Raw genomic sequence first — 23,314 nt, 5'->3', positions numbered from 1 at the left:
GGCGTCAGAGGGCGAGCTTGAAGCCCACGTGCGAGTCGACGAAGCCGAGCGAGCCGTAGAAGCGGTGGGCCTCGGCGCGGTCCTTGTCGCTGGTGAGCTGCACCATGCGGCAGCCGCGCTCCCGTGCCCTGTCGATGGCCCACCGCATCATCGCGCGGCCGAGGCCACGGCCCCGCGCGGGCGCGGCGACCCGCACGGCCTCGACCAGCGCCCGCTCGCCGCCCCTGCGGGACAGCCCGGGAATGTAGGTGATCTGCATCGTGCCGACCACCTCGCCGTCCCGCTCGGCGACGATCAGCTCCTGGCGGGGGTCGGCGTCGACGGCCTCGAAGGCGGTGAGGTAGACCTCGTCGGACGGGTCGCCTTCGCGCGCCGCCGCGATGGGGTCGTCGGCGAGCATCGCGACGATCAGGGGGACGTCCGCCGGGCGCGCCTGACGAAAGGTTACGGACATGCTCGGAAGCGTACCGACCCGGCATCCTCCGCCACGGAGCGGCGCATCGGGGCCGTACGCGACGTCGGCGGGCGGGATCGGGCGCTAGGGGTATATCAGGGTTGTTCCCCGATGTGCTCGCGGGGCCACGGAGGGCAGTCTTGGGGGCATGAACGAACTGACTCGGCGCGACGAGATGTCGCTCGCCGGCGCGGCCCTGCGCGGCGCGCCTTGGAAGGCCGCCGCGATCACCGGTGTGGCGAGCGCGGCGATCAGCTTCACGATGGGCGTCATCCTGCCGGGGGACGCCGACCTCACCTGGGCCCTGTGCCTGGGCATCAGCCTGTTCGCGCTGGTGGCGTCCATCGGCGCCGTCGGCAAGCCCAACGTCGGCGACCGGGTGACCCGCCAGGCCCGGGTCTGGTCGCTGCGGCACCCGTGGAGGTTCTCGCTGTATCCGGGCATCGGCGCGGCCGTCCTGATGTACCCGATCCAGCTCATCTTCGACCAGGAAGGCGTCTTCGGCGCCGCCTTCGACGCGCTGTGGGGCGGCGCCCTGGTCTACCTGATCTCGGGCATCGTCACGATGTCGATGAAGGGGAGGGCGAACTCGGCCCGCTGACCCGACGGGCGGGGGCTCCGGCCCCCGCGCCGCGCCCCGCGCGCGCCTCGGCCGTCAGTCCCCCATCGCCGCGCGCTCGGCCTCGCCCCGGCACACGCAGAACTCGTTGCCCTCAGGGTCGAGCATGGTGACCCAGCCGGTGCCGTCGGAGTACCGGTGGTCCTCGTGCACGGTGGCGCCGAGGGCGAGCAGCCGCTCGACCTCCTGGTCCCGGGTGCCGTCCCCCTCGGGCCGCACGTCGATGTGCGTGCGGTTCTTGACGGCCTTGTCCTCGGGGACGCGGATGAACAGCAGGTGCGGCTCGTGCGGGCCCTCGAGCATGACCTCGTCGTCGTCCTTGCCGGCGTCGTCCTCCAAGGACCAGCCGAGGGCCTGGTGCCACCACTCGGCGAGTTCGTACGGCTCGGCGCAGTCGAACGTCACGGTGTGTATGCCAATCATGCGGGTCAGCTAAGCGGAACACCGGTGAAAGCGTCAAACCGGTTTCCCTGCGTCCCCGCCACTCGTGTCCGCGCCGGTCAGGGCGCGGATGAGCCCGGCGCCCGACACCAGGGCCCACACCCCTTCGAGCAGGACGAAGCCCCAGTCGCGGCCCGTCAGGGCGATGACGGCGAGCACGGCGGAGCCGGCGAGGTTCAGCGCGAGGTAGGTGACGGAGCGGGGCCGCAGGACCTGGAACTGCGCGAGGACGAAGGCGGCCAGGACGGCGATGGCCCCGGCGATCTGAATGATCTGATCCATGGTATGCCGCGCGTCGTCTTCGCTGGGCCGGGTACGTCGCGCTCCTCGTCCGGGAGGCCCGGGGACCGGACCTCACCCGGACAAGCTAGCAAACATCGCGCGCGCCAGGGCGCCGTCGCGACCCGGCACACGTCACGAAGAGCGGGTTCATCCAGGTTCTTAGGGGTTACTCGCGGGTAGCATAGGAGGTAAGGTTACTGACGAGTACGTTTCTGACGCCGCCATGCCGGTTCGAGGAGTGACGCAGCCATGGGCCACTACAAGAGCAATGTCCGGGATCTGGAGTTCAACCTCTTCGAGGTGTTCGGCCGGCGTGAGATCCTCGGCGCCGGGAGGTTCGCCGAGATCGACGAGGACACCGTGCGCAGCGTTCTCGACGAGGTGAACCGGCTGGCCACCGGTGTGCTGGCCGACTCCTTCGAGGAGGGCGACCGCACTCCCCCGGTGTTCGACCCCGCCACCGGGTCGGTGACCATGCCGCCCCGCTTCCGGAAGTCCTTCGAGACCTTCCGCGACGCCGGGTGGACCAACCTGGACCTGCCCGAGGAGCTCGGCGGTCCCGGGCTCCCCCGGTCGGTCGCCTGGGCGGTGGCCGAGATGGTCCTCGGCGCCAACCCCGCCATCTGGATGTACTCCAGCGGCCCGGCGTTCGCCCACGTGCTGGACGTCATCGGCACCGAGGAGCAGCGGCGCTTCGCCGCGCTGGCCATCGAGCGGCAGTGGGGCGCCACGATGGTGCTGACCGAGCCGGACGCGGGCTCCGACGTCGGCGCCGGCCGGACGCGCGCCGTGGAGCAGCCGGACGGCACCTGGCACATCGAGGGCGTCAAGCGCTTCATCACCAGCGCCGAGCACGACCTGACCGAGAACATCTTCCACCTCGTGCTCGCCCGCCCCGAGGGCGCCGGCGCGGGCACCAAGGGCCTGTCGATGTTCCTCGTCCCCAAGTACCTCGTGGACGTCGAGACCGGCGAGCCGGGCCCGCGCAACGGCGTCTACGTGACCAACGTCGAGCACAAGATGGGCCTGAAGGCGTCCACGACCTGCGAGCTGACCTTCGGCGAGAAGCACCCGGCCGTCGGCACCCTGGTCGGCGGCGTCCACCAGGGCATCAAGCAGATGTTCATGATCATCGAGCACGCCCGCATGATGGTCGGCACCAAGGCGATCGCCACCCTGTCCACCGGCTACCTCAACGCCCTGGCCTACGCCAAGGAGCGGGTGCAGGGGGCCGACCTGACCACGATGGCCGACAAGTCCGCCCCGCGGGTGACCATCACCCACCACCCGGACGTCCGCCGCGAGCTGATGCTGCAGAAGGCCTACGCCGAGGGCATGCGCGCGCTCGTCCTCTACACGGCCACCTTCCAGGACGCCGTGCAGATCGCGACGCACGAGGGCACCAGGGACGCCGACGCCGAGGCGATGAACGACCTGCTGCTGCCGCTGGTCAAGGGCGTCGGGTCCGAGCGGTCGTACGAGATGCTCGCCCGCTCGCTGCAGACGCTCGGCGGCTCCGGCTACCTCCAGGACTACCCGATCGAGCAGTACATCAGGGACGCCAAGATCGACTCGCTGTACGAGGGCACGACGGCGATCCAGGGCCAGGACCTGTTCTTCCGCAAGGTGCTGCGCAACCAGGGCGCCGCGCTCGGCGCGCTCCACGCCGACGTCAAGCGGTTCGCCGGCTCCGAGGCCGGCAACGGCAGGCTCAAGGAGGAGCGCGAGCTGCTGGACAGGGCCGCCGACGACGTCAAGGCGATGGCCGACACCATGGCCGGATGGGCGATCGCGTCGCTGGAGACGCCCGCGGAGGTCTACAAGGTCGGGCTCAACACGACCCGGTTCCTGCTGGCCCTCGGCGACCTGGTGATCGGCTGGCTCCTGCTCCGCCAGGCCGAGGTGGCGCTCGCCGCGCTCGGCGCGTCCGACCAGGACAAGGCGTTCTACCAGGGCAAGGTGGCCGCGGCGTCGTTCTTCGCCCACACGGTGCTCCCCCGCCTCGGCGCCGAGCGCCGCACGCTGGCGGCCACCGACCAGAGCCTCATGGAGCTCCCCGAGGACGCGTTCTGACCGGAGATCCCGGAGCCGGAGGGGAAGGCGGGACGGACCGCCTTCCCCTCCGGCGTGTCCGGGCGCGTCACCGCGCGAGACGGGCGGCGAGGCCGTCGAGGAGGATGTCCAGGCCGAAGGCGAAGCTCGACTCGATCGGGGGATGCTCGGCCTCGGCGACGACGCGGCCGAGGTAGGGGTAGCGGCCGGTGGCGAGCAGCTCGCCGACGTAGGCGGCGTGGGTGGCCTGCCACCGCGCGCGCGCGTCCTCGTCGCCCCACGCGTGCCGCGACAGGAGCCGTTCGGCCTCCACCGCGCCGGCGACCTGCGCCTGGACGAGGGCGGCGATCTGCATCATCTCGTCGATGGTGAGGCCGAGCCCGTCGAGCAGTGACAGGACGTACTCCCGGACCCGCAGCGAGTTCGGGCCGAGGCTCGGGATCAGGGTGCGCAGCGAGAGCACCCACGGCAGGCGGCGCAGCGCGCCGAGCTGGTGGAACGCCAGGGCGCGCAGGTCGGCGCGCCAGTCGCCCGTGCGCCGCTCCGGAAGGCCCATGCGGCCGATCGCCTCGTCCAGCAGCAGCTCGTGCAGCTCTTCCTTGTTCTGGACGTAGCGGTACAGGGCCATGGTGGAGGAGCCGAGGTCGGCGGCCACGCGGCGCATGGTGACGTTGTCCAGCCCCTCCGCCTCGGCGATCCTGAACGCCGACTCGGCGATGCGCTGGTGGGACAGGCGCGGCCTGCGGGCGTCGCGTTCGCCGGCCGCCAGCCGTTGCCAGAGGCCGGGCGTGGACTCGGCCGCGTCTTCCATGCGTACATCGTAAGTGCCGTGTACAACGTACGCAGATTTGTGTACGTTGTACGTCCAGGTGTACGAGATACGCGGGGAGGCGTGATGGACGCATCGGCCGTGACGGCCACGGGGTTACGCAAACGGTTCAAGAAGACCGAGGCGCTGCGCGGCCTCGATCTGGAGGTTCCCTCCGGCACGGTGTTCGGCCTGCTCGGGCCCAACGGGTCGGGGAAGACCACGACGGTGAAGATCCTGACCACGCTGCTGCGCCCGGACGCGGGCACGGTCCGGGTCGCGGGCTTCGACGCGCTGCGCAGGCCCGCGGAGGTGCGGGCCAGGATCGGCCTCGCCGGGCAGAGCACCGCGATCGACGAGCAACTGAGCGGGCGCGAGAACCTGGAGATGGTCGGGCGGCTGTACCACCTGCCGTCCCGGGTGGCCCGCGAGCGCGCCGCCGGGCTGCTGGAGCGCTTCGCCCTGGCCGACACCGGCAAGCGGCTCGTCTCGACCTACTCGGGCGGCATGCGCCGCCGCCTGGACCTGGCCGCCGGCGTGTTCGCGGCCCCGCCGGTGCTGTTCCTGGACGAGCCCACCACCGGGCTCGACCCGCGGCGCAGGAGCGAGATGTGGTCGCTGATCGGCGAGCTGGTGGCCGAGGGCACCACCGTGCTGCTCACCACGCAGTACCTGGAGGAGGCCGACCGGCTGGCCGACCACGTCGCCGTGATGGACCACGGGAAGGTGATCGCCTCGGGCACGCCGGCAGAGCTGAAGCGGTCCGTCGGCGGCGAGTGGGTGGACGTGGTGGTGAGCGACGCGGCGCGGCTGAGGGACGCGGCCATGGCGCTGGAGCGCGTCACCGGCGGCGCGTCCAGGACCGACGACACCGCCCTGCGCGTGTCGGTCCCGGTGACCGGGCCGGGCGGGGCGGCGCTGACCGCCGCGCTGCGCGCGCTCGACGACGAGGGCGTCCCCGTGGCCGACATCGCGCTGCGCCGCCCCACCCTGGACGAGGTGTTCCTGCACCTCACCCGCGAATCCGACTCCGCCGCCACCTCCTGACGAGGCCGAAGATGATCACCGTTCCCCCTCCTCCCGCCACCTGGGCCGGCCGGCTGCGGTGGACCCTCGCCGACGCCTGGACGATCACGCGCCGCGACCTGGCCCACCTGCGGAACAAACCTGGCTACCTGGTCGGCATGACCGCGGCGCCGATGGCGTTCATCGCGATCTTCGGGTACATCTTCGGCAGCGCCGTCGAGCTGCCCGGCGGAAACTACCGGGCGTTCATGATGCCGGGCATCTTCGCGATGACGACGGCGTTCGGCGCCGTGGGCACCATGGTCGTCGTCGCGACCGAGATGTCCAAGGGCGTGATCGACCGGTTCCGGTCGCTGCCCATGTCCCGGGCTGCGGTGCTGCTCGGCCGGGTGTTCAGCGACCTGCTCCTCACCCTCCCCGGCCTGACGCTCATGGTGATCGCCGGGTACCTGATCGGCTGGCGCGCCGAGAACGGCCCGGCCGGCGCCCTGGCGGCGTTCGGGCTGATGTTCCTGCTGAGGTTCGCGCTGACGTGGCTCGGCGCCTACGTGGCCATGCTGGCCAGGACGCCCGAGTCGGCCGACCAGATCGGGTCGGTCGTCATCTTCCCCCTCACCATGGTCGGCAACACGTTCGTCCCGACCGGGGGCATGCCCGGCTGGCTGCGGGTGATCGCCGACTGGAACCCGATCAGCGCGCTGACCGCGGCCTTCCGGGTGCTGTTCGGCAACCCGGGCGTGCCGGGGCTCGACGCGCCGTGGCCGCTGCGGCACTGCGTCGCGGTGTCGGCCGGGTGGGCGATCCTGCTGATCGTGGTCTTCCTGCCCCTGGCGGTACGCCGATATCTACGCCTGTCCGGATGAATCGGTGATCGAGTGGCTGTGGATGGGTATGACCCTGCCGCGAAGCGCTCTTTACCGACAACATCGAACTCCGGAGGTCTTCATGGGCATCGGGGTCAGCCTCTTCCTCATGACCATCGGTGCGATCCTCAAGTTCGCCATCGATCCGGACGTGCTCGGACAGAGCGTGCACATCGACGTCATCGGCGTGATCTTCATGGTGGTGGGCGCCCTCGGGCTGCTGCTGAGCTTCTTCTTCATGTCCCGGCGCGGGCGCACCTCCGAGAACGACCTCCTGGACCACGAACAGAACCCGCCGGCGATCTGAGCCGGGAAAGCGGCGCCTCCCCCCGGGGGAGCGCCGCCTTCGCCGTGCGCTCAGAGCCGGTACTGCACCGCGGCGCGGCCGGCCAGGATCGGCTTGATGGCGTCGGCGATCACGGCCTGGTGCGTGGGATGGTCGCGGTAGACGAGGTAGTCCTCCTCGGAGTCGAAGTCGGCCACCACCGCGAAGTCGTGGTTGCCGTGGTTGATCCCGGCGTCCGGCCCGATCTCGTACCTCCGCAGCTCGGGGATCGCCCCCGGAAGCTGCTTCAGCCCGGCCTCCACGGCGGCCTTCTGCGCTTCGGTGGCGTCCTCGACCCAGCTCAACAGCACGATGTGCCGAAACATGATCCCTCCTTGGCTAGCCTGCGCCGCAAGCGTACGGCCCGGGGAAGCACGGAGGGCCCGGAGGCGGTACGACCTCCGGGCCCTCGGCGCACGGGTCAGCCCCAGGCGAGCATGCGCAAGGGGTCCTCGAGCATGGCGCCCACGTCGCGCAGGACGTAGGAGCCGAGCTCGCCGTCGACGATGCGGTGGTCGAAGGACAGGGCGAGGGTGGTGACCTTGCGGGGCACGATCTCGCCGTCCACCACCCAGGGGAGGTCGCGGACCTGGCCGAACGCCAGGATCGCCGCCTCACCGGGGTTGATGATGGGCGTGCCCGCGTCGATGCCGAAGACGCCGACGTTGGTGATGGTGATCGTGCCGCCGGTCAGGTCGGCGGGCTGCGCCTTCCCGGCGCGCGCGGCCTCGGTCAGCGCCGCCAGCGCCTTGGCCAGGCCGGGAAGCGACAACGCGTGGGCGTCCTTGATGTTCGGGACGATCAGGCCGCGCTGGGTGGCGGCGGCGATGCCGAGGTTCACGTAGTGCTTGACCACGATCTCCTCGCCGGCCCAGCTCGAATTGACCAGCGGGTAGCGCCTGACCGCCGTCAGGAGCGCCTTGGCGACGAGCAGCAGCGGCGACACCTTGACCTCGGCGAAGTCGGGCATCTGGCGCAGCCGCCGCACGGCGTCCATGGTGGCGGTGACGTCCACCTGCAGGAACTCGGTGACGTGCGGCGCGGTGAAGGCGGAGGCGACCATCGCCGCCGCGGTGGCCTTGCGCACCCCCTTCACCGGGACGCGCTCCTCGCGGACGCCCGCCGCCGGCACGGCGGCCGGCACTGGAGCGGCCTGCGTCGCCGCGTGGACGTCCTCGCGGGTGATGGAGCCGTTCGGGCCGGTCCCGGTGATCTCCGCCAGGTTCACGCCGAGGTCCTTGGCGAGCTTGCGCACGGGCGGCTTGGCCAGGACGGCCACCCTGCCCGCGGCGGGCGCGGGGGACGGCGGAGCCTGGACCGGGGGCGGAGGGGCCTGGACCGGAGGCGGGGACGCCGGAACGGCGGAGACGGCCGCGGGCGCGGCCTTGCGGGGACGGCGGGTGGTGGGGCCGGTCTTGACGCCGTACCCGACCAGCACGGGCTGGCGCTCGGGCTTGGCCTCGGCCGCCTCGGGCCGCGGCGTGGGCACCATGTCGTCGGCCAGCGCGGTCTCGCGCGTGGTGTCCGCGCCCTCGCCGGTATCGACGGCGATGATCGGCTTGCCGACGTCCACCGTCTCGCCCTCGGCGGCCATCAGCGACGCGACCACGCCCTCGAACGGGCAGGGCAGCTCCACGACGGCCTTGGCGGTCTCGATCTCGACGATCGTCTGGTTGATCGTCACCGCGTCGCCCGCCGAGACGTGCCACTTGATGATCTCGGCCTCGGTCAGGCCCTCGCCGACGTCGGGCAGCTTGAACTCGCGAAGCACGGCCTCTCCTAGAAGGCGAAGGCGCGGTCGACGGCGTCGAGCACGCGGTCGAGGTCGGGCAGGTAGTGGTCCTCCAGCCGGGAGGGCGGGTACGGCGTGGAGAAGCCGCCGACCCGCAGCACGGGCGCCTCCAGGCTGTAGAAGCACGCCTCGGTGACCCGGGCGGCGATCTCGGCGCCGAGGCCGGAGTACACGGGGGCCTCGTGGGCGACCACGCAGCGTCCCGTCCTCCTGACCGACTCGTAGATGAGGTCGGTGTCCAGCGGCGACAGCGTCCGCAGGTCCACGACCTCCACCGAGCGGCCCTCCTCCGCCGCGGCGGCCGCGGCCTCCAGGCACGTCTTCACCATGGGCCCGTAGGCCAGGACGGTGACGTCCGTGCCCGGCCGCACGATCTGGCCGCGGTCGAACGGCAGCGGCGTGGCGTTCTTGTCGACCTCGGCCTTCTCCCAGTAGCGGCGCTTGGGCTCGAAGAAGATCACCGGGTCGTCGCTGCGGATCGCCTGCCGGATCATGTGGTAGGCGTCGGCGGGGTTGGAGCAGGCGACGACGCGCAGGCCGCCGGTGTGGGTGAAGTACGCCTCGGGGGACTCGCTGTGGTGCTCGACGGCGCCGATGCCGCCGCCGCAGGGGATGCGCACGACGACGGGGAGCTTGAGCTTGCCGAGCGAGCGCAGGGGCATCTTGGCGAGCTGCGTGATGATCTGGTCGGCCGCGGGGAAGACGAAGCCGTCGAACTGGATCTCGCAGACCGGGCGGTAGCCGCGCAGCGCCAGCCCGATGGCCGTGCCGATGATCCCGGACTCGGCCAGCGGGGTGTCGATGACGCGGCTCTCGCCGAAGTCCTTCTGGAGGCCGTCGGTCACCCGGAAGACTCCGCCGAGCTTGCCGACGTCCTCTCCCATGATGAGGACCTTCGGGTCCTCCTCCATGGCGGCGCGCAGCCCTTCGTTGATCGCCTTGGCGAGGGTGAGGGTGCTCATCGCACGCCTCCCTCGAAGGTCGCGAGATAGGCGGCGTACTGCTCCCGCTCTTCTGTCAGCAGGGAGTGCGGCTCGGCATACACGTGATCGAACATTTCCAAGGGATGGGGATCGGGCATTTCCAGGCAACGTTTGCGCACGTCGCGGCCGAGGTCCGTGGCCTCGGCGTCGACCTTGTCGAAGAAGTCCTGGTCCGCGAGCTGGTTTTTGAACAGGTAGGCCTTCACGCGCTCGATCGGGTCCTTGAGCTTCCACGCCTCCAGCTCGCCGGCGACCCGGTACCGTGTCGGGTCGTCGGAGGTGGTGTGGGCGCCCATGCGGTAGGTGAACGCCTCGACCAGGGTGGGGCCCTGGCCTTCGCGGGCGTTCTTGAGCGCCTGGCGGGTGACCGCGAGGCAGGCGAAGACGTCGTTGCCGTCCACGCGGACTCCGGGGAAGCCGAAACCGCTGGCGCGCCGGTACAGGGGGATCCGCGACTGCTTCTCCAGCGGCTCGGAGATGGCCCACTGGTTGTTCTGGCAGAAGAACACGATCGGCGCGTTGAACACCGACGCCCAGATGAACGCCTCGTTGACGTCGCCCTGGGAGGTCGCGCCGTCGCCGAAGTAGACGATGGACGCGGCCTCGGCGCCGTCGCGCTGGATCCCCATCGCGTACCCGACCGCGTGGAGGGTCTGGCTGCCGATGACGATCGTGTAGAGGTGGAAGTTGTGCTCCGCGGGGTCCCAGCCGCCGTGGTTGACGCCCCGGAACAGCCCGAGCAGGTTCACCGGGTCGACGCCGCGGCACCAGGCCACGCCGTGCTCGCGGTAGGTGGGGAACGCCATGTCGGCGTCGGTCAGGGCACGGCCCGACCCGATCTGGGCGGCCTCCTGGCCGAGCAGGGACGCCCAGATGCCCAGTTCTCCCTGTCGTTGCAGGGCCACGGCCTCCATGTCGACGCGTCGTACGAGCACGAGGTCGCGGTACAGCGCGCGCACCTCTTCTGCGGTGAGATCGATGTCATAGACGGGGTGGTGCACGCGCTCGCCCTCGGGGGTGAGCAGCTGTACGAGTTCGGGCGGTGCCTCGGCACCATGAGAGGCGTCGAATGTCACGTGCCGCTCCTGTGCGTTCGGGGCCGTGCCGATGGGGTCGCCATCCACGTTCGGCCAGTTGACACGCATGCGTCCCTTCTGGTGGTGGTACGCATGCGCCTGGGGACATCGTGGCAGACCTCACAGGCCATTGCGCAAGGCGGTACCACCGTCTTATCCACACTTCTCCCGTTCCCGATGCGCCTCGTCGCACACGCGGCGGATGATCGACGGCCGATGGAGCCGCCCGGCGGACGGACGGCCGCACCGCCACCGTTAGGCTGGTGCGGCCGGACACGAACAGGGAGGAACACGTGGCACGGGTCATCGTCGATGTCATGCTCAAGCCGGAGATCCTCGATCCGCAGGGGCAGGCGATCGCCCGGGCGCTTCCCCGTCTCGGCTTCTCCGGGGTCGCCGCGGTGCGGCAGGGCAAGAGGTTCGAGGTGGAGCTGGACGGCCCCGCCGACGAGGCCGCGCTTTCGGATGTCCGCAAGATGGCGGAAACCCTGCTCGCCAACACGGTGATCGAAGACTACGCTGTGCGGGTCGAGCCGTAGGGAGCCCGGCGCGGGCGCTGTCAAGGCTTCGCAAATCACCGCAAAAGCAACTTTGGGTGGACGAGAAAGCAAGCGTCTGACCAACAGTAAATAACAACAGCGTGATTTTGCGGTTAGCCCTGATTCATCGGGGAAACCTCTCCAACGTGACTTTCGGCACCACGGAGGGGTCCGGTGGATATTGAGTTCTCGTTGGCCTTGCCTCGGGACGCCATAGGCATCCCGATGGTCCGGCGGGTGCTTGGGGACACCCTTCGCTGCATCGGCGTCAGCGAGAACTGCGTGTCCGACGTCCTCCTGGCGACCTCCGAGGCCTGCGCCAACGCCGTCAGGCACGGCGGGCCGTCCAAGCGCTACGAGGTCACCGCCGCCATCGGCCAGGGCCGCTGCGAGCTGCGCGTCGTCGACAACGGCCTCGGCATCGGAGCCGTCCCCCGGCAGTACCCCGCGGGCGACGCCGAGCACGGGCGCGGCATCCTGATCATGCAGTCGGTGGTCGACGAGATCTTCTTCGACATCACCCCGGGCAGCGGCACCACCGTCCTGCTGCGCAAGGAACTGGACTGGGACGAGGAGTTCCTGGCCCGGCACGACCGCGAGCTGGCCGCCGTCTGACCGCCCCGCCCGCCACAGGACTCGCATCGGCATCCCCTCCTCGCGCGCCCGTCCGGCGGCCGAAAACGACGCCGCCCCCGTCCGCGGGCCGCGCCGTACGTCCGTAACCCGGTGCTCCCCGTCCCGGTCGGCAGGTAGCCTGAATGTACCGCCGCGAGACCGCCGTCCGATTGTGTGTGAGACGTCGGCGCGGCGTTCGCATGTGGAGGGGTTAGAAACCATGAGCGCTGCCCGTGTGGGCGTGGTCACATTCCCGGGCACTCTTGACGACCAGGACGCCGCCAGGGCCGTCCGGCACGCGGGCGCCGAGGCGGTGCCACTGTGGCACGCCGACCGCGACCTGCGGGGTGTGGACGCCGTCTTCCTGCCCGGCGGTTTCTCCTACGGCGACTATCTGCGGTGCGGGGCGATCTCCCGGTTCGCGCCGCTGATGGAGGAGCTGATCCCCGCGGCCCGCGCGGGGCTTCCCGTGCTCGGCACCTGCAACGGCTTCCAGATCCTCTGCGAGGCCCACCTGCTGCCCGGCGCGCTCACCCGCAACGAGGGGCTGCACTACGTCTGCCGCGACCAGCGCATCCGCGTGGAGAACGCCGCCACCGCCTGGACCGGCGACTACACCTCGGGCCAGGAGATCCTGCTGCCGGTCAAGCACGGCGAGGGCCGGTACGTCGCCGACGAGGCCACCGTCGCCGCGCTGGAGGCCGGCGGCCAGGTCGTGTTCCGCTACCTGGGCGGCAACCCGAACGGCTCGATCAACGACATCGCGGGCGTCTCCAACGAGGCCGGCAACGTCGTGGGCCTGATGCCCCATCCCGAGCACGCCGTGGAGGAGCTCACCGGAGCCCCCAGCGTGGACGGCCGAGGTTTCTTCACCTCGATCCTGAAGAGGTTCGTCAACCTGTGACCGACGCCACGAGCGCGCCGCGAGGAGCACACATGACCGACTCAGTCGAGCGGGCCGCGCAGACCCCCGACGAGCCGCAGCCGTACGCCGAGCTCGGCATGAAGCACGACGAGTACGAGCGGGTGCGGGCGATCCTGGGCCGCAGGCCCACCTCGTCCGAGCTGGCCATCTACTCGGTCATGTGGAGCGAGCACTGCTCCTACAAGTCCTCCAAGGTGCACCTGCGCCAGTTCGGGACCAAGGCCCCCAAGTCCGACGCGCTGCTGGTCGGCATGGGGGAGAACGCCGGCGTCGTGGACATCGGCGACGGCTGGGCGGCCACCTTCAAGATCGAGTCGCACAACCACCCGTCGTACGTCGAGCCCCACCAGGGCGCGGCGACCGGCGTCGGCGGCATCGTCCGCGACATCATGTCCATGGGCGCCCGCCCGATCGCCGTCATGGACTCCCTGCGGTTCGGCGCGCTCGACGCCCCCGACACGCGCCGGGTGCTGCCGGGCGTCGTCGAGGGCATCAGCTCCTACGGCAACTGCCTCGGCCTGCCCAACATCGGCGGCGAGGTCCTGTTCGACCCCTGCTACATCGGCAACCCCCTGGTGAACGCGCTGTGCGTGGGCCTGCTCCGCAAGGACCAGATCAAGCTCGCCACCGCGCCGGGCCCGGGCAACAAGGTCGTGCTGTTCGGCGCCAGCACCGGCCCCGACGGCATCGGCGGCGCCTCGGTGCTCGCCTCGGCCACCTTCGAGGAGGAGTCGCACGCCAAGCGGCCCGCCGTGCAGGTCGGCGACCCCTTCATGGAGAAGCTCCTCATCGAGTGCTGCCTGGAGCTGTTCGAGGCCGACGTCGTCGTCGGCATCCAGGACCTCGGCGCGGCCGGGGTGTCCTGCGCGACCACCGAGCTGGCCGCCAAGGGCACCGGCGGCATGCGCGTGGACCTCGGCCTGGTCCCGCTGCGCGACCCCTCGCTCCTGCCCGAGGAGATCCTGATGAGCGAGTCGCAGGAACGCATGATGGCCGTCGTCACGCCCGAGGACATCGACGCCTTCATGGCGATCTGCAACCGCTGGGACGTCCCGGCCACCGTGATCGGCGAGGTCACCGACACCGGCCGCCTGGTGATGACCTGGAAGGGCGAGGTCATCGTGGACATCCCGCCCGGCACCGCCGCCGACGAGGGCCCGGTGTACGAGCGGCCGTACCACGAGCCCGCCGGCCAGTCCGCGCTGAACTCCGACGGCCCCGCCCGGCTGCCGCGCCCGGCCGACCTGCGCGCCACCCTCCTGGAGCTGCTCGGCTCCGCCAACCTCGCCTCCAAGGAGTGGGTGACCTCCCAGTACGACCGGTACGTCCGCGGCAACACCGTGCTGGCCATGCCCGCGGACGCCGGGGTGCTGCGCGTGGGCGAGGTCATGCCCGGCGCCGAGGACACCGACCGCGGCATCGCCCTGGCCACCGACGGCAACGGCCGGTACGCCCGGCTGGACCCGTACGCGGGGGCGCAGCTCGCGCTGGCGGAGGCGTACCGCAACGTGGCCGTCACCGGGGCGCGCCCGCTGGCCGTCACCAACTGCCTCAACTTCGGCTCCCCCGAGGACCCCGAGGTGATGTGGCAGTTCGCCGAGGCCGTGCGCGGCCTCGCGGACGCCTGCAGGACCCTCGGCGTGCCGGTGACCGGCGGCAACGTCTCGTTCTACAACCAGACCGGCTCCACGGCGATCCACCCGACCCCCGTCGTCGGCGTGCTCGGCGTGCTGGACGACGTGCGCAGGCGCGTGCCGCACGGCTTCACCGCGCCCGGCCTGAAGGTCGTGCTCCTCGGCGACACCCACGACGAGTTCGGCGGGTCGGAGTGGGCGCACGTCGCGCACGGCCACCTGGGCGGCCTGCCCCCGGCCGTGGACCTCGACGGCGAGCGCGCGCTGGCCACCGTCCTGGTCCAGGCGTCGTCCCAGGGGCTGCTCGAAGGCTCGCACGACGTGTCCGACGGCGGCCTCGCCGTGGCCCTGGCCGAGGCGGCGATGGCGCGCGGCGTCGGCGCGACGGTGCGACTCCCGGTCGAGGACGCCTTCACCGGCCTGTTCAGCGAGTCGGCGGGCCGCGCCGTCGTCGCCGTGCGGCCGGAGTCGTTCGCGGCCCTCGCCGAGCTGTGCGCGCGCCACGAGGTGCCGTGCTACGGGCTCGGCCTGACCGGCGGCGACGCTCTCGTCGTCGAGGAGGTCCTCGACATCCCTGTGGACGAGCTGCGGGCCGTCCACGAGGCGGCGCTGCCCGCCACGTTCGGCGCCTGACCGTCCCGGCGTCCCGGAGCGACGCTCCGGGACGCCCCATGCCTGCCTGGGTGACAAAAGCGGATATAAGGCTTACATCAGACTTGGGGGATGATCGCCCATCCGCTTGATCAGGCCGGCCCCGTCCCGCCCGGGACGCCGGAGTACGTGAAGCAGCTTCGATACGCGTGGCGGGTGTGCTCGGTCACCAGCCTCGGGCTCATCCTCATCGGCATCAACGGCAGCACGCTGAACGTGGCGCTCCCCGCCGTCGTGCGGCACTTCCGGGCCGGCGCCCTGGCGTCCTCGTGGATCCTCGTCTCGTACCTGCTGATCATCACCGTGACGCTGGTCTTCTTCGGGCGCGTCGCCGACCTGCTCGGGCGGCGCGAGATCTACCTCGCCGGGTTCGCCCTGTTCGTCACCGCGTCGCTGCTCGCCGGCTTCTCTCCGACCGTCGGCTTCCTGATCGTCATGCGCGGCGTCCAGGCGCTCGGCGCGGCGATGATCCTGGCGAACGGCACCGTGATCATCACCGTGGCCTTCCCGCCCGACCGCCTCAGCCAGGGCATGGGCGTCTACATCGGCACCCTGTCGGTGGCCCAGCTCGCCGGCCCGACGCTCGGCGGCCTCATCGCCGACGCCGCCGGCTGGCAGTGGGTGTTCTGGGGGAACGTCCCCGCCGGAGTGGCCGGGCTGATCTGGGGCTGGGCGACGCTGCGCCGCGTGCCGGCGGGCCCGCGCGCCTCGCTGGACGTCATGGGGAACGTCCTCGTCTTCGCGGCGCTGTCGGCGATCCTCGTCGCCCTCTCGGACGCGGGCTCGCACGGCGTGTCCGGCCCCGTGGTGATCGCGGGCACGCTGGTCTTCCTGGTCCTGCTGCCCGTGCTGGTCGTCGTCGAGCGCCGCGCCTCCCATCCGGTGCTGGACCCGCGCCTGTTCGGGCGGCGCATGCTGGCGTTCGCCAACCTGGCGTCGTTCTGCACGGCGCTGTCGCGGTCGGCGCTGATCCTGCTCATCGCCCTGTACCTCCAGGCAGCCCGGGGCATGGACGCCTTCGACGCGGCGCTCGGCGTGCTGCCGGTGCCCGTGGGCATGGCGCTCGCCTCGCCCACGGCGGGCGCGCTCGGCCGCCGGGTGTCGCCGTACGCGCTGTCGGTCGGGGGGTGCGCGCTGAACTTCGCCGGCCTGGTCTGCCTCACGCTGTCGGCGGGGGCCGCCACGCCGTACTGGGTCATCGGGATCGGCCTGTTCCTGGCGGGATGCGGCAACGGCGCCTTCCTCACCGGCAACACCACGCAGGTGATGAGCGCGCTGCCGCCCGGCGGCCTGGGCGTCGTCAACGGCTTCCGGCTCATGATCATGAACGCCGGGATCGTGCTGAGCGTGGCGATGAGCCTCAGCGTGCTGACGAGCACGCTGGCCCCCGCGCTCAGGAACCTCGTCTACGCGGGCACGCTCGCGCGCCTGTCCCCCGCGGCCGTCCAGCAGCTCCTGTCGGGCTTCCAGCGGACGTACCTGGTGCTGGCCGCGGTGGCGCTCGCCGGGCTCATCACCGCGGCCTGCGCCCGCCCGGACACCGGCCGCCCGGCCGGGGAGGATCCGGCGGCGGGTTAACCGCCGGCCCGGCGCCGCGCCATGGCCTCGACGCCCGCCATCAGGAGGTCGACGCCGAAGGCGAAATAGTGGTCGACGTCCGGCGGACCGGCCAGCGTGGCGCCGTAGTCGATCATGCGGGGGAAGCGGTCGCGCGGGAGGGACTCGATGTGCAGCCGCCGCAGCCGCCGCGCCTCGGCCTCCTCGGCCTCCGACATGCCCGCCGGGCAGCCCGGATGGTACTTGACCAGCGCGATCGCGCCGTTGAGCAGGTAGGACGAGACGTAGTAGCCCTCGCTCAGCGAGAAGCCCGCCGACGTGAGGGCGTCCAGGGCGGCCTCCGTGGCCCGCCTGAAGCTGTCCAGATCGTGTTTCGCCTCGACGGTGGCGAGGAAATCGGGCAGCGAAGGATGCTCGCGCATGGCGGCGACGAGCGTCTCGACCATGCCCCGCAGGCGGACCTGCCAGGGATCGTCCGGGGAGATGTCGGCGGTCAGGGTGGACAACAGGTGCTCGGCGAGGGCCCACACCATCTCGTCCTTGTTCTTGAAATGCCAGTAGAGCGCCATGGGCGTCACACCGAGACGGCCGGCGAGCCGCCGGATCGTCAGCGACTCGACGCCCTCTTCGTTGGCGAGCTCCAGGGCCCGTTCGACGACGCTCTCGCGCGTCAGCTTCTCTGCGGCCACTTGACAACTATACGCGGTACAGGATTCCCTGTACACCGTACATGTACGTCGTACGTGTACGTCGTAGAGGAGACTTGGTGTGAATCGCCGATGGTGGGCTCTGGTGGCCGTCTCGCTGGCCACCTTCATGACGTATCTCGACAACAACGTGGTCAACGTGGCGCTCCCGACCATCCAGCGGGACCTGGGGCTGTCCATCTCGGGCCTCGAGTGGATCGTCAGTTGCTACATGCTGGTGTTCGCCGGGCTGCTCATGGCCGGCGGGCGGCTCGCCGACGTCTTCGGGCAGCGGCGGGTGTTCCTGGCCGGCCTCGGCGTGTTCACGCTCGCCTCGGCGGCGGCGGGCCTGTCGGGGGACGGCGCGACGCTGATCGTCAGCCGGGGGTTGCAGGGGGTGGGCGCGGCGCTGCTGACCCCGACGGCGCTCTCGCTGATCCCGCAGATCTTCCCCGACCCGCGCGAGCGGGCCACCGCCGTCGGCATCTGGAGCGCGATCGGCGGGCTCGCGCTCGCCCTCGGCCCGGTGACCGGCGGCTTCATCAGCGAGAACTGGCACTGGGGCTGGATCTACCTGATCAACGTCCCGATCGGGGTCGCCACCTTCGCCCTCGCCGCGTGGGCGATCCGCCGCTCCGGCCCCGGCGTCCGGCACCGCCTCGACGTGCCCGGCCTGCTCGTGTCCTCGCTCGGGCTCTTCGCGCTCACCTTCGCGCTCATCGAGGGCGACAGCCGGGGCTGGACGTCCGGCCTGATCCTCGGGTCCTTCGCGGTCGCCGCCGTCGCCGCCGCCGTCTTCGTGGTGATCGAGGCCCGCGCCGCCGAGCCGATGATCGACCTGTCGCTGTTCCGTGAGCGCGTCTTCAGCGGCGGCCTGCTGTCCATGGGCCTGTGGGCCTTCGGCATCTTCGGCATCTACTTCTTCACGGCCCTGTGGCTGCAGAACGTCCTCGGCTTCACCCCCACCCAGGCGGGTGGGGCCTTCGTCCCCATGGCGCTGCTGATGGCCGCGCTGGCGACCGTCGCCCCGCGCCTCGCCGCCCGCCTCGGCACCGGTCCGACCGTCGCCGCGGGCCTCGGCCTGATGGCCGCCGCGGTGGTCGCCCTGTCCTTCGTCGGCGAGCACGGCACCTACGGGCAGATCTTCCCCTGGCTGATGGTGTACGGCCTGGGCGCGGGCCTGCTCGTCCCGCTCACCAACGCCATTCTCGGAGCACTTCCGGCGGGCCGCGGGGGCGTCGCGTCGGGCGTGCTGAACGTCTCGCGCGAGGTCTTCGGCCTGCTCGGCGTCACCATCCTGGGCGCGATCCTCAGCGCGCGGCAGAGCGCGGCCATCGCCGACGGCGCCGGCCCCCTGCCCGCGTTCCTGCAGGGGTACCAGCTCGCGCTGGTCGTCGCGGGCGTCATCGTGGCGGTCGGGGTGCCGGTCAGCCTGATCACCTTGCGTACCCGGCGTACCGCGCCGGCCGGGGTGGCGGACGTCCCGAAAGTCCCCGAACCCGTGGGCTGAGCGGGTTCGCGTCCCCGGCGTTGATCATTTGCGGGAACGATCATTCAACTCCGTTGAGTGATCACCAGGCACTGTGGGTGGGCGGTCTCCGGCAGGGAGGCCGCCCACACCGACAAGAAGGGTGCCAGTACATGGCCTTCACGAAGCGGGCTCTCGCGTGCTCCGCCCTGGCGCTGACCTCCGCGGGCGTCTTCGGCGCGACGACCCCCACGGCGCACGCCGGGACGGCGGCCGACGAGCGCCGGCTCATCAACCGGACCGACGGCAGCCGCGTCGCCGTGCTGTCCGACAGCCTCGGCGAGGGCGCCCAGATCATCTCGCTGCGCTCCCCCGGCTGGCAGTACAAGAGCGTCAAGTGGACGTACACCAGCAACCCCGACGAGAGCATCGTGATCAAGAACGTCTACACCGGCAAGTGCCTGCAACCCTCGACCGCGGCCCCGAAGGCCGGCGACACCATCGTGGTCCGCACGTGTGACGGTTCGGACGCGCAGAACTGGACGTACCGCTGGGAGGAGACCGGCGGCGCCGGCGCCAACTGGTTCAGCATCCGCCCCAAGAGCTCGCCTGGCCTGGCCATCACCCTCGCCGTCTACCAGGGCTCCGGAAGCTGGAACACCCTCTACCTGGACCGCGACCAGAACAGCAACGACCGCCTGTGGCGCTTCCTCGCCGACGGCGCCACCTGGTAGTCCCCTGCCCCGCCCGGGCGAGCGCCGCCGACCACGTCCCCGGCCGGCGCCCGCCCGGCACGCCGGAGCCACGCCTCGGCCGACCCGTCCGACAGGCCGGCGAAACACACAAGGCAGGCGCGTATCCCCCTCGCCCTCCGATCCGGCCGGCGCCGCATCCCCTACGTCTCAGGCGAAATCGAGGTATGTTTCCTTAACTAATAAGTCTATTGTTACTATCCATGGAGTTGGACGAACCAGCAGGAAAGCCCTTAGAAACCGGCAATCCCCCCACACCTGACGACGCGGCCCAGCTCGGCTCGGATCTGCGGGTGGCCATCGCCCGCATCGCGCGCCGGCTTCGGCAGGCGCACGCCGTCGGGGATGTGACGATCTCCGGGGTGTCGGTGCTCGCCCGGCTCGCGGAAGGCCCGGACTCGCCCGGATCCCTCGCCGAACTGGAGCGCGTACGCCCTCAGGCGATGGCGACCACGCTGGCCTCACTGGAGGAGCGCGGCCTCGTCCGGCGCGGCCAGGACGCCGCGGACGGGCGGCGCGCGATCATGACGATCACCGACGAGGGGCGCCGCGTGCTGTCCGAACGACGCTCCGAGTCCGAACGACGGCTCGCGGAAGTGCTCGGCGCGGAGTTCACGCCCGCCGAGCGGCACACGCTGGCGTCCGCCGTCTCCCTGCTCGACCGGCTGGCCGAGCGCCTGTGAGCGGCGAGGGCGGCAGACAGGCCGGGAACGGCGAACTCGGCAGGGACCACGAACACGACCGGGACCGCGAACGAGGCAGTGCCCGAGGACAGGACAGGCACCGCCCACAGGACAGGGCCGACGCATGACGCGCACCCAGCGCCTGAGAGACGCTCCCGTCGGCCCCGGCTACAAGTGGATCGCCCTCTCCAACACCACCCTGGGCGTGCTGATCGCCACCCTCGACAGCTCCATCGTGATCATCTCGCTGCCCGCCATCTTCCGCGGCATCGGGCTCGACCCGCTCGCCCCAGGCAACATCGGCTACCTGCTCTGGATGATCCTCGGCTACCTGCTGGTGTCGGCCGTGTTCGTGGTGGTCCTCGGCAGGCTCGGCGACATGTTCGGCCGGGTCAGGATCTACAACCTCGGCTTCCTGATCTTCGCGTGCGCGTCCATCGCCCTGTCGCTCGACCCGTTCAGGGAAGGCGCGGGCGCGCTGTGGCTGATCCTGTGGCGCATCGTCCAGGCGTTCGGCGGGTCCATGCTCACCGCCAACTCCGCCGCCATCCTGACCGACGCGTTCCCGGCCCGCCAGCGCGGCATGGCGCTGGGCGTCAACCAGATCACCGCGCTCGCCGGGCAGTTCCTCGGCCTGCTCGCGGGCGGCCTGCTGGCCGTCATCGACTGGCGCGCGGTGTTCTGGGTGAGCGTGCCGATCAGCGTGGCGGGCACGATCTGGTCGTACCTGAGCCTGCGCGAGACCGCGTCCGGCCGTCGTGGCGGCAGGATCGACTGGTTCGGCAACATCACGTTCGCGGCGGGCGCCGGCGCCCTGCTGGCCGCGATCACGTACGGGATCCAGCCGTACGGCGGCGGCGCGACCGGCTGGGGCAACCCGGTGGTGCTCGGCGGCCTGTTCGGCGGCGTCTTCCTGCTCGTGGTGTTCTGCGTCATCGAGACGCGCCTGAAGGAGCCGATGTTCCGGCTCGCGCTGTTAAAGGTGCGGGCGTTCGCGGCGGGCAACCTGGCCGCGCTGCTGATCGCGATCGCGCGGGGCGGTCTCCAGTTCATGCTGATCATCTGGCTCCAGGGCATCTGGCTGCCCCTGCACGGCTACGAGTTCGAGGACACACCCCTGTGGGCCGGCATCTTCATGCTGCCGATGACCTGCGGTTTCCTCATCGCCGGCCCGCTGTCGGGCTACATGTCCGACCGGTTCGGCGCCCGGCTGTTCTCGACGGCCGGGCCTGTGGTCGTCGCGTGCTCGTTCGTCGGTCTGCTCCTGCTGCCCGTGAACTTCGACTACGGCGTGTTCGCGCTCCTCCTGCTGGTCAACGGCTTCGGCCAGGGCATGTTCTCGGCGCCCAACACGTCCTCGATCATGGGAAGCGTCCCGGCGGCGTACCGCGGCGTGGCGTCCGGGATGCGCGCCACCTTCCAGAACTCCGGGACCGCGCTGTCCATCGGCGTCTTCTTCTCGCTCATGGTCTCCGGCCTCGCCTCGTCCCTGCCGTCCACGCTGAGCGGCGGGCTCCAGGCGCACGGCGTGCCCGCCGAGACCGCGCACCACGTGGCCTCGCTGCCGCCCGTCAGCACGCTGTTCGCGACGTTCCTCGGCGAGAACCCGATCCAGCACCTGCTCGGCCCCGGCACGCTCTCCCGGCTCGCCGCCGACCAGCGCGAGGCGCTGACGGGCTTCAGCTACTTCCCCCAACTGGTCTCCGGCCCCTTCCACGACGGTCTCGTGATCGTGTTCAGCGTGGCGGCGGGCATGGCCGTGATCTCGGCCATCGCCTCGGCACTGCGCGGCCGTTCGCGACGCCCGGACGCCGAGCTCGCCACCGCCACGCCGACCGGCGAAGCGGATCCGGAACCGCAGGGGGCGCCCTCTTCGTGACGCGGATTCACGCGGCCGGGGACGGCACGCGCGGAATGGTGGCGCCGGGGTCGGTGCCGGCGAAGGCCAGGCCGATGACGTAGCCCGCGACCTCTTCGAGCTGGCGGGCACGATCGAGCGACCCGAGGACGGCCGGTGCCGCGCCCACGGCACGGGCTAGCTCGCCGGCGACGCGCAGGGCGTCCGGGTCGTCGCCGGACATCGCCACCGTCACGGGGGTTTCTCCCGGGCGCGGGGGTCTGGTCCACTGCTCGGCCGGGAACAGGTGGAACGCCTTCACGACACGCGCCCCCGGAGCCAGCCCCGCGATGCGCCGCGCCATCGAGTCGCCGGGCGCGGTGAGCAGCACGCCCACGCCGTGCTCGACGGCGTTCGTGGGATCGATCAGCGGAGTCCCCTCCAGCGAGCCCCCAGGCGCCCCCGCCCTTGTGAGCATGTCCTCGACCCCGTCCCACGACACGGCGAGCAGCACCGCGTCACGGCCGGCGACCGCCTGACGCGGCGTGACCGCGCACACCGCCGGCCCCAGCCGGTCCGCGAGCGCCCGCGCCCTGTCCGTGGACCGCCCCGCGATGGCCACCTCATGCCCCGCACGCGCCCACCCCTCCCCCAACGCCGCCGCCAGAGTCCCCGTCCCGAGAATCCCGATCCGCATCTCCGTCCCCCTTCCGCTCCAGCCCACGGTTGCGCACACGGGGCGCACCGGCTGATCGTCCGGCGGCTACAGTAGAAGGGCCGATACGCACCGATCGGTGCGCGACGAGCGGGCGATACTGGCCACACGACATGAGTGATCATTACGCCGGTCGTGACGAGTTCGTGGCGGACTGTCGCCTGCGCATCGCCACCGACCTGTTCACCCACACCTGGGATCCCGTCGTCCTGGCGACCCTCGCCCTCGGCCCGCATCGACGGCGCGAATTGCGCGTCGCGATCGGCGGCATCAGCGACAAAGTGCTGACCCAGGCGCTACACCGCCTGCTCGCCAATGGCCTGATCAGCCGCCAGGCATACCCCGAGGCCCCGCCGCGCGTCGAATACGCCCTGACCGAGCTGGGACAGAGCCTGGTGGACGGCCCGATGAACGCCCTCGCCCGCTGGACCCTCGACCACGCCGACGACCTCCTCGACGCCCAGGAAAGGGCCGCGAAACAGCCACCATCCCCCATCGAATGACCACGACGCCGCGCCCCGTCCGAAAGGC

The 23,314-nt window shown here is 71.2% G+C and carries 25 protein-coding genes and 1 riboswitch; of the genes, 15 read left to right on the top strand and 10 right to left on the bottom strand.

Annotated features, from left to right (window positions below; all coding sequences use genetic code 11):
* Positions 1-4: 4 nt before the first annotated feature.
* A complete protein-coding gene (locus tag BJ981_RS13440; RefSeq protein WP_184611322.1) occupies positions 5-454 on the bottom strand; it encodes a GNAT family N-acetyltransferase in 450 nt (149 codons plus the stop codon).
* A gap of 148 nt (positions 455-602) precedes the next feature.
* Here BJ981_RS13440 and BJ981_RS13435 point away from each other — a divergent pair, with 148 nt between their 5' ends.
* The gene (locus BJ981_RS13435) at positions 603-1,055 is read left to right on the top strand and encodes a hypothetical protein (RefSeq protein WP_184611320.1); all 453 of its coding nucleotides are present in this window, start codon (positions 603-605) and stop codon (positions 1,053-1,055) included.
* Between the two features lie 54 nt (positions 1,056-1,109).
* On the opposite strand, the gene BJ981_RS13430 is transcribed toward BJ981_RS13435, so the two are convergent.
* Both BJ981_RS13430 and BJ981_RS13425 read right to left on the bottom strand, forming a co-directional pair.
* Positions 1,110-1,478 carry a VOC family protein gene (locus tag BJ981_RS13430; RefSeq protein ID WP_307837857.1) on the bottom strand — a complete coding sequence of 123 codons (369 nt, stop codon included), beginning with the start codon at positions 1,476-1,478 and terminating at the stop codon, positions 1,110-1,112.
* Between the two features lie 51 nt (positions 1,479-1,529).
* Positions 1,530-1,796, bottom strand: coding sequence for a CBU_0592 family membrane protein (locus BJ981_RS13425; RefSeq protein ID WP_184611316.1), 267 nt, complete (start codon positions 1,794-1,796; stop codon positions 1,530-1,532).
* A gap of 7 nt (positions 1,797-1,803) precedes the next feature.
* A riboswitch (guanidine-III (ykkC-III) riboswitch) is annotated at positions 1,804-1,872 on the bottom strand.
* A 173-nt stretch (positions 1,873-2,045) separates the two neighbouring features.
* Between BJ981_RS13425 and BJ981_RS13420 the strand changes: the two genes are divergently transcribed.
* Positions 2,046-3,869: an acyl-CoA dehydrogenase gene (locus BJ981_RS13420; RefSeq protein ID WP_184611314.1), complete on the top strand. Its 1,824-nt coding sequence runs from the start codon at positions 2,046-2,048 to the stop codon at positions 3,867-3,869.
* Positions 3,870-3,936: 67 nt separating this feature from the next.
* On the opposite strand, the gene BJ981_RS13415 is transcribed toward BJ981_RS13420, so the two are convergent.
* Positions 3,937-4,659, bottom strand: coding sequence for a TetR/AcrR family transcriptional regulator C-terminal domain-containing protein (locus BJ981_RS13415; protein WP_184611312.1), 723 nt, complete (start codon positions 4,657-4,659; stop codon positions 3,937-3,939).
* A gap of 84 nt (positions 4,660-4,743) precedes the next feature.
* Here BJ981_RS13415 and BJ981_RS13410 point away from each other — a divergent pair, with 84 nt between their 5' ends.
* The 3 genes from BJ981_RS13410 (at position 4,744) to BJ981_RS13400 (ending at position 6,852) form a co-directional block, all read left to right on the top strand.
* Positions 4,744-5,703, top strand: a complete 960-nt coding sequence (locus tag BJ981_RS13410) for an ATP-binding cassette domain-containing protein (protein WP_184611310.1) — start codon at positions 4,744-4,746, stop codon at positions 5,701-5,703.
* Between the two features lie 11 nt (positions 5,704-5,714).
* Entirely contained in the window at positions 5,715-6,545 is an 831-nt protein-coding gene (locus BJ981_RS13405; protein ID WP_184611308.1) for an ABC transporter permease, read from the top strand.
* A 109-nt stretch (positions 6,546-6,654) separates the two neighbouring features.
* Positions 6,655-6,852: a hypothetical protein gene (locus BJ981_RS13400; protein ID WP_239139738.1), complete on the top strand. Its 198-nt coding sequence runs from the start codon at positions 6,655-6,657 to the stop codon at positions 6,850-6,852.
* Between the two features lie 50 nt (positions 6,853-6,902).
* Here BJ981_RS13400 and BJ981_RS13395 read toward each other — a convergent pair whose 3' ends face one another.
* The 4 genes from BJ981_RS13395 to pdhA form a co-directional block, all read right to left on the bottom strand.
* Positions 6,903-7,196 carry a Dabb family protein gene (locus BJ981_RS13395; protein ID WP_184611304.1) on the bottom strand — a complete coding sequence of 98 codons (294 nt, stop codon included), beginning with the start codon at positions 7,194-7,196 and terminating at the stop codon, positions 6,903-6,905.
* A 95-nt stretch (positions 7,197-7,291) separates the two neighbouring features.
* On the bottom strand, positions 7,292-8,641 hold the full coding sequence (locus BJ981_RS13390; protein ID WP_184611302.1) for a dihydrolipoamide acetyltransferase family protein: 1,350 nt from the start codon (positions 8,639-8,641) through the stop codon (positions 7,292-7,294).
* Positions 8,642-8,649: 8 nt separating this feature from the next.
* The gene (locus BJ981_RS13385) at positions 8,650-9,624 is read right to left on the bottom strand and encodes an alpha-ketoacid dehydrogenase subunit beta (protein ID WP_184611300.1); all 975 of its coding nucleotides are present in this window, start codon (positions 9,622-9,624) and stop codon (positions 8,650-8,652) included.
* The gene (gene pdhA, locus BJ981_RS13380; RefSeq protein WP_239123439.1) at positions 9,621-10,721 is read right to left on the bottom strand and encodes a pyruvate dehydrogenase (acetyl-transferring) E1 component subunit alpha; all 1,101 of its coding nucleotides are present in this window, start codon (positions 10,719-10,721) and stop codon (positions 9,621-9,623) included. The genes BJ981_RS13385 and pdhA overlap by 4 nt, the downstream gene beginning before the upstream one ends.
* 293 nt (positions 10,722-11,014) lie before the next feature.
* On the opposite strand from pdhA, the gene purS reads away from it, so the two are divergent.
* The 5 genes from purS (at position 11,015) to BJ981_RS13355 (ending at position 16,663) form a co-directional block, all read left to right on the top strand.
* On the top strand, positions 11,015-11,260 hold the full coding sequence (gene purS, locus BJ981_RS13375) for a phosphoribosylformylglycinamidine synthase subunit PurS (RefSeq protein ID WP_184611297.1): 246 nt from the start codon (positions 11,015-11,017) through the stop codon (positions 11,258-11,260).
* 225 nt (positions 11,261-11,485) lie between these two features.
* Positions 11,486-11,875: an ATP-binding protein gene (locus BJ981_RS13370; protein ID WP_204070714.1), complete on the top strand. Its 390-nt coding sequence runs from the start codon at positions 11,486-11,488 to the stop codon at positions 11,873-11,875.
* Positions 11,876-12,095: 220 nt separating this feature from the next.
* Complete coding sequence (gene purQ, locus BJ981_RS13365) at positions 12,096-12,779, top strand: phosphoribosylformylglycinamidine synthase subunit PurQ (RefSeq protein WP_184611293.1); 684 nt, start codon at positions 12,096-12,098, stop codon at positions 12,777-12,779.
* A 32-nt stretch (positions 12,780-12,811) separates the two neighbouring features.
* Entirely contained in the window at positions 12,812-15,067 is a 2,256-nt protein-coding gene (gene purL / locus BJ981_RS13360; protein ID WP_184611291.1) for a phosphoribosylformylglycinamidine synthase subunit PurL, read from the top strand.
* A 90-nt stretch (positions 15,068-15,157) separates the two neighbouring features.
* Complete coding sequence (locus BJ981_RS13355) at positions 15,158-16,663, top strand: MFS transporter (RefSeq protein WP_184611289.1); 1,506 nt, start codon at positions 15,158-15,160, stop codon at positions 16,661-16,663.
* Here the strand turns inward: BJ981_RS13355 and BJ981_RS13350 are convergent.
* On the bottom strand, positions 16,660-17,331 hold the full coding sequence (locus tag BJ981_RS13350; RefSeq protein ID WP_204070713.1) for a TetR family transcriptional regulator: 672 nt from the start codon (positions 17,329-17,331) through the stop codon (positions 16,660-16,662). The two genes, BJ981_RS13355 and BJ981_RS13350, sit on opposite strands and share 4 nt — an antisense overlap.
* 79 nt (positions 17,332-17,410) lie before the next feature.
* Here BJ981_RS13350 and BJ981_RS13345 point away from each other — a divergent pair, with 79 nt between their 5' ends.
* The 4 genes from BJ981_RS13345 (at position 17,411) to BJ981_RS13330 (ending at position 22,110) form a co-directional block, all read left to right on the top strand.
* Entirely contained in the window at positions 17,411-18,838 is a 1,428-nt protein-coding gene (locus BJ981_RS13345) for an MFS transporter (protein WP_239139736.1), read from the top strand.
* A 131-nt stretch (positions 18,839-18,969) separates the two neighbouring features.
* A complete protein-coding gene (locus tag BJ981_RS13340; protein WP_184611285.1) occupies positions 18,970-19,530 on the top strand; it encodes an RICIN domain-containing protein in 561 nt (186 codons plus the stop codon).
* A 221-nt stretch (positions 19,531-19,751) separates the two neighbouring features.
* Positions 19,752-20,231: a MarR family winged helix-turn-helix transcriptional regulator gene (locus BJ981_RS13335; RefSeq protein WP_184611283.1), complete on the top strand. Its 480-nt coding sequence runs from the start codon at positions 19,752-19,754 to the stop codon at positions 20,229-20,231.
* 124 nt (positions 20,232-20,355) lie between these two features.
* A complete protein-coding gene (locus BJ981_RS13330; protein ID WP_184611281.1) occupies positions 20,356-22,110 on the top strand; it encodes an MFS transporter in 1,755 nt (584 codons plus the stop codon).
* Between the two features lie 7 nt (positions 22,111-22,117).
* Here BJ981_RS13330 and BJ981_RS13325 read toward each other — a convergent pair whose 3' ends face one another.
* Positions 22,118-22,765, bottom strand: a complete 648-nt coding sequence (locus tag BJ981_RS13325) for an NADPH-dependent F420 reductase (protein WP_184611279.1) — start codon at positions 22,763-22,765, stop codon at positions 22,118-22,120.
* A gap of 131 nt (positions 22,766-22,896) precedes the next feature.
* Here BJ981_RS13325 and BJ981_RS13320 point away from each other — a divergent pair, with 131 nt between their 5' ends.
* Entirely contained in the window at positions 22,897-23,286 is a 390-nt protein-coding gene (locus BJ981_RS13320) for a winged helix-turn-helix transcriptional regulator (RefSeq protein ID WP_184611278.1), read from the top strand.
* Positions 23,287-23,314 lie beyond the last annotated feature (28 nt).

Origin of the sequence: Sphaerisporangium krabiense, assembly GCF_014200435.1 — a bacterium.
In the GTDB taxonomy this organism is placed as follows: Bacteria; Actinomycetota; Actinomycetes; order Streptosporangiales; family Streptosporangiaceae; genus Sphaerisporangium; species Sphaerisporangium krabiense.
This window is presented reverse-complemented; position numbering and strand designations above follow the sequence as displayed.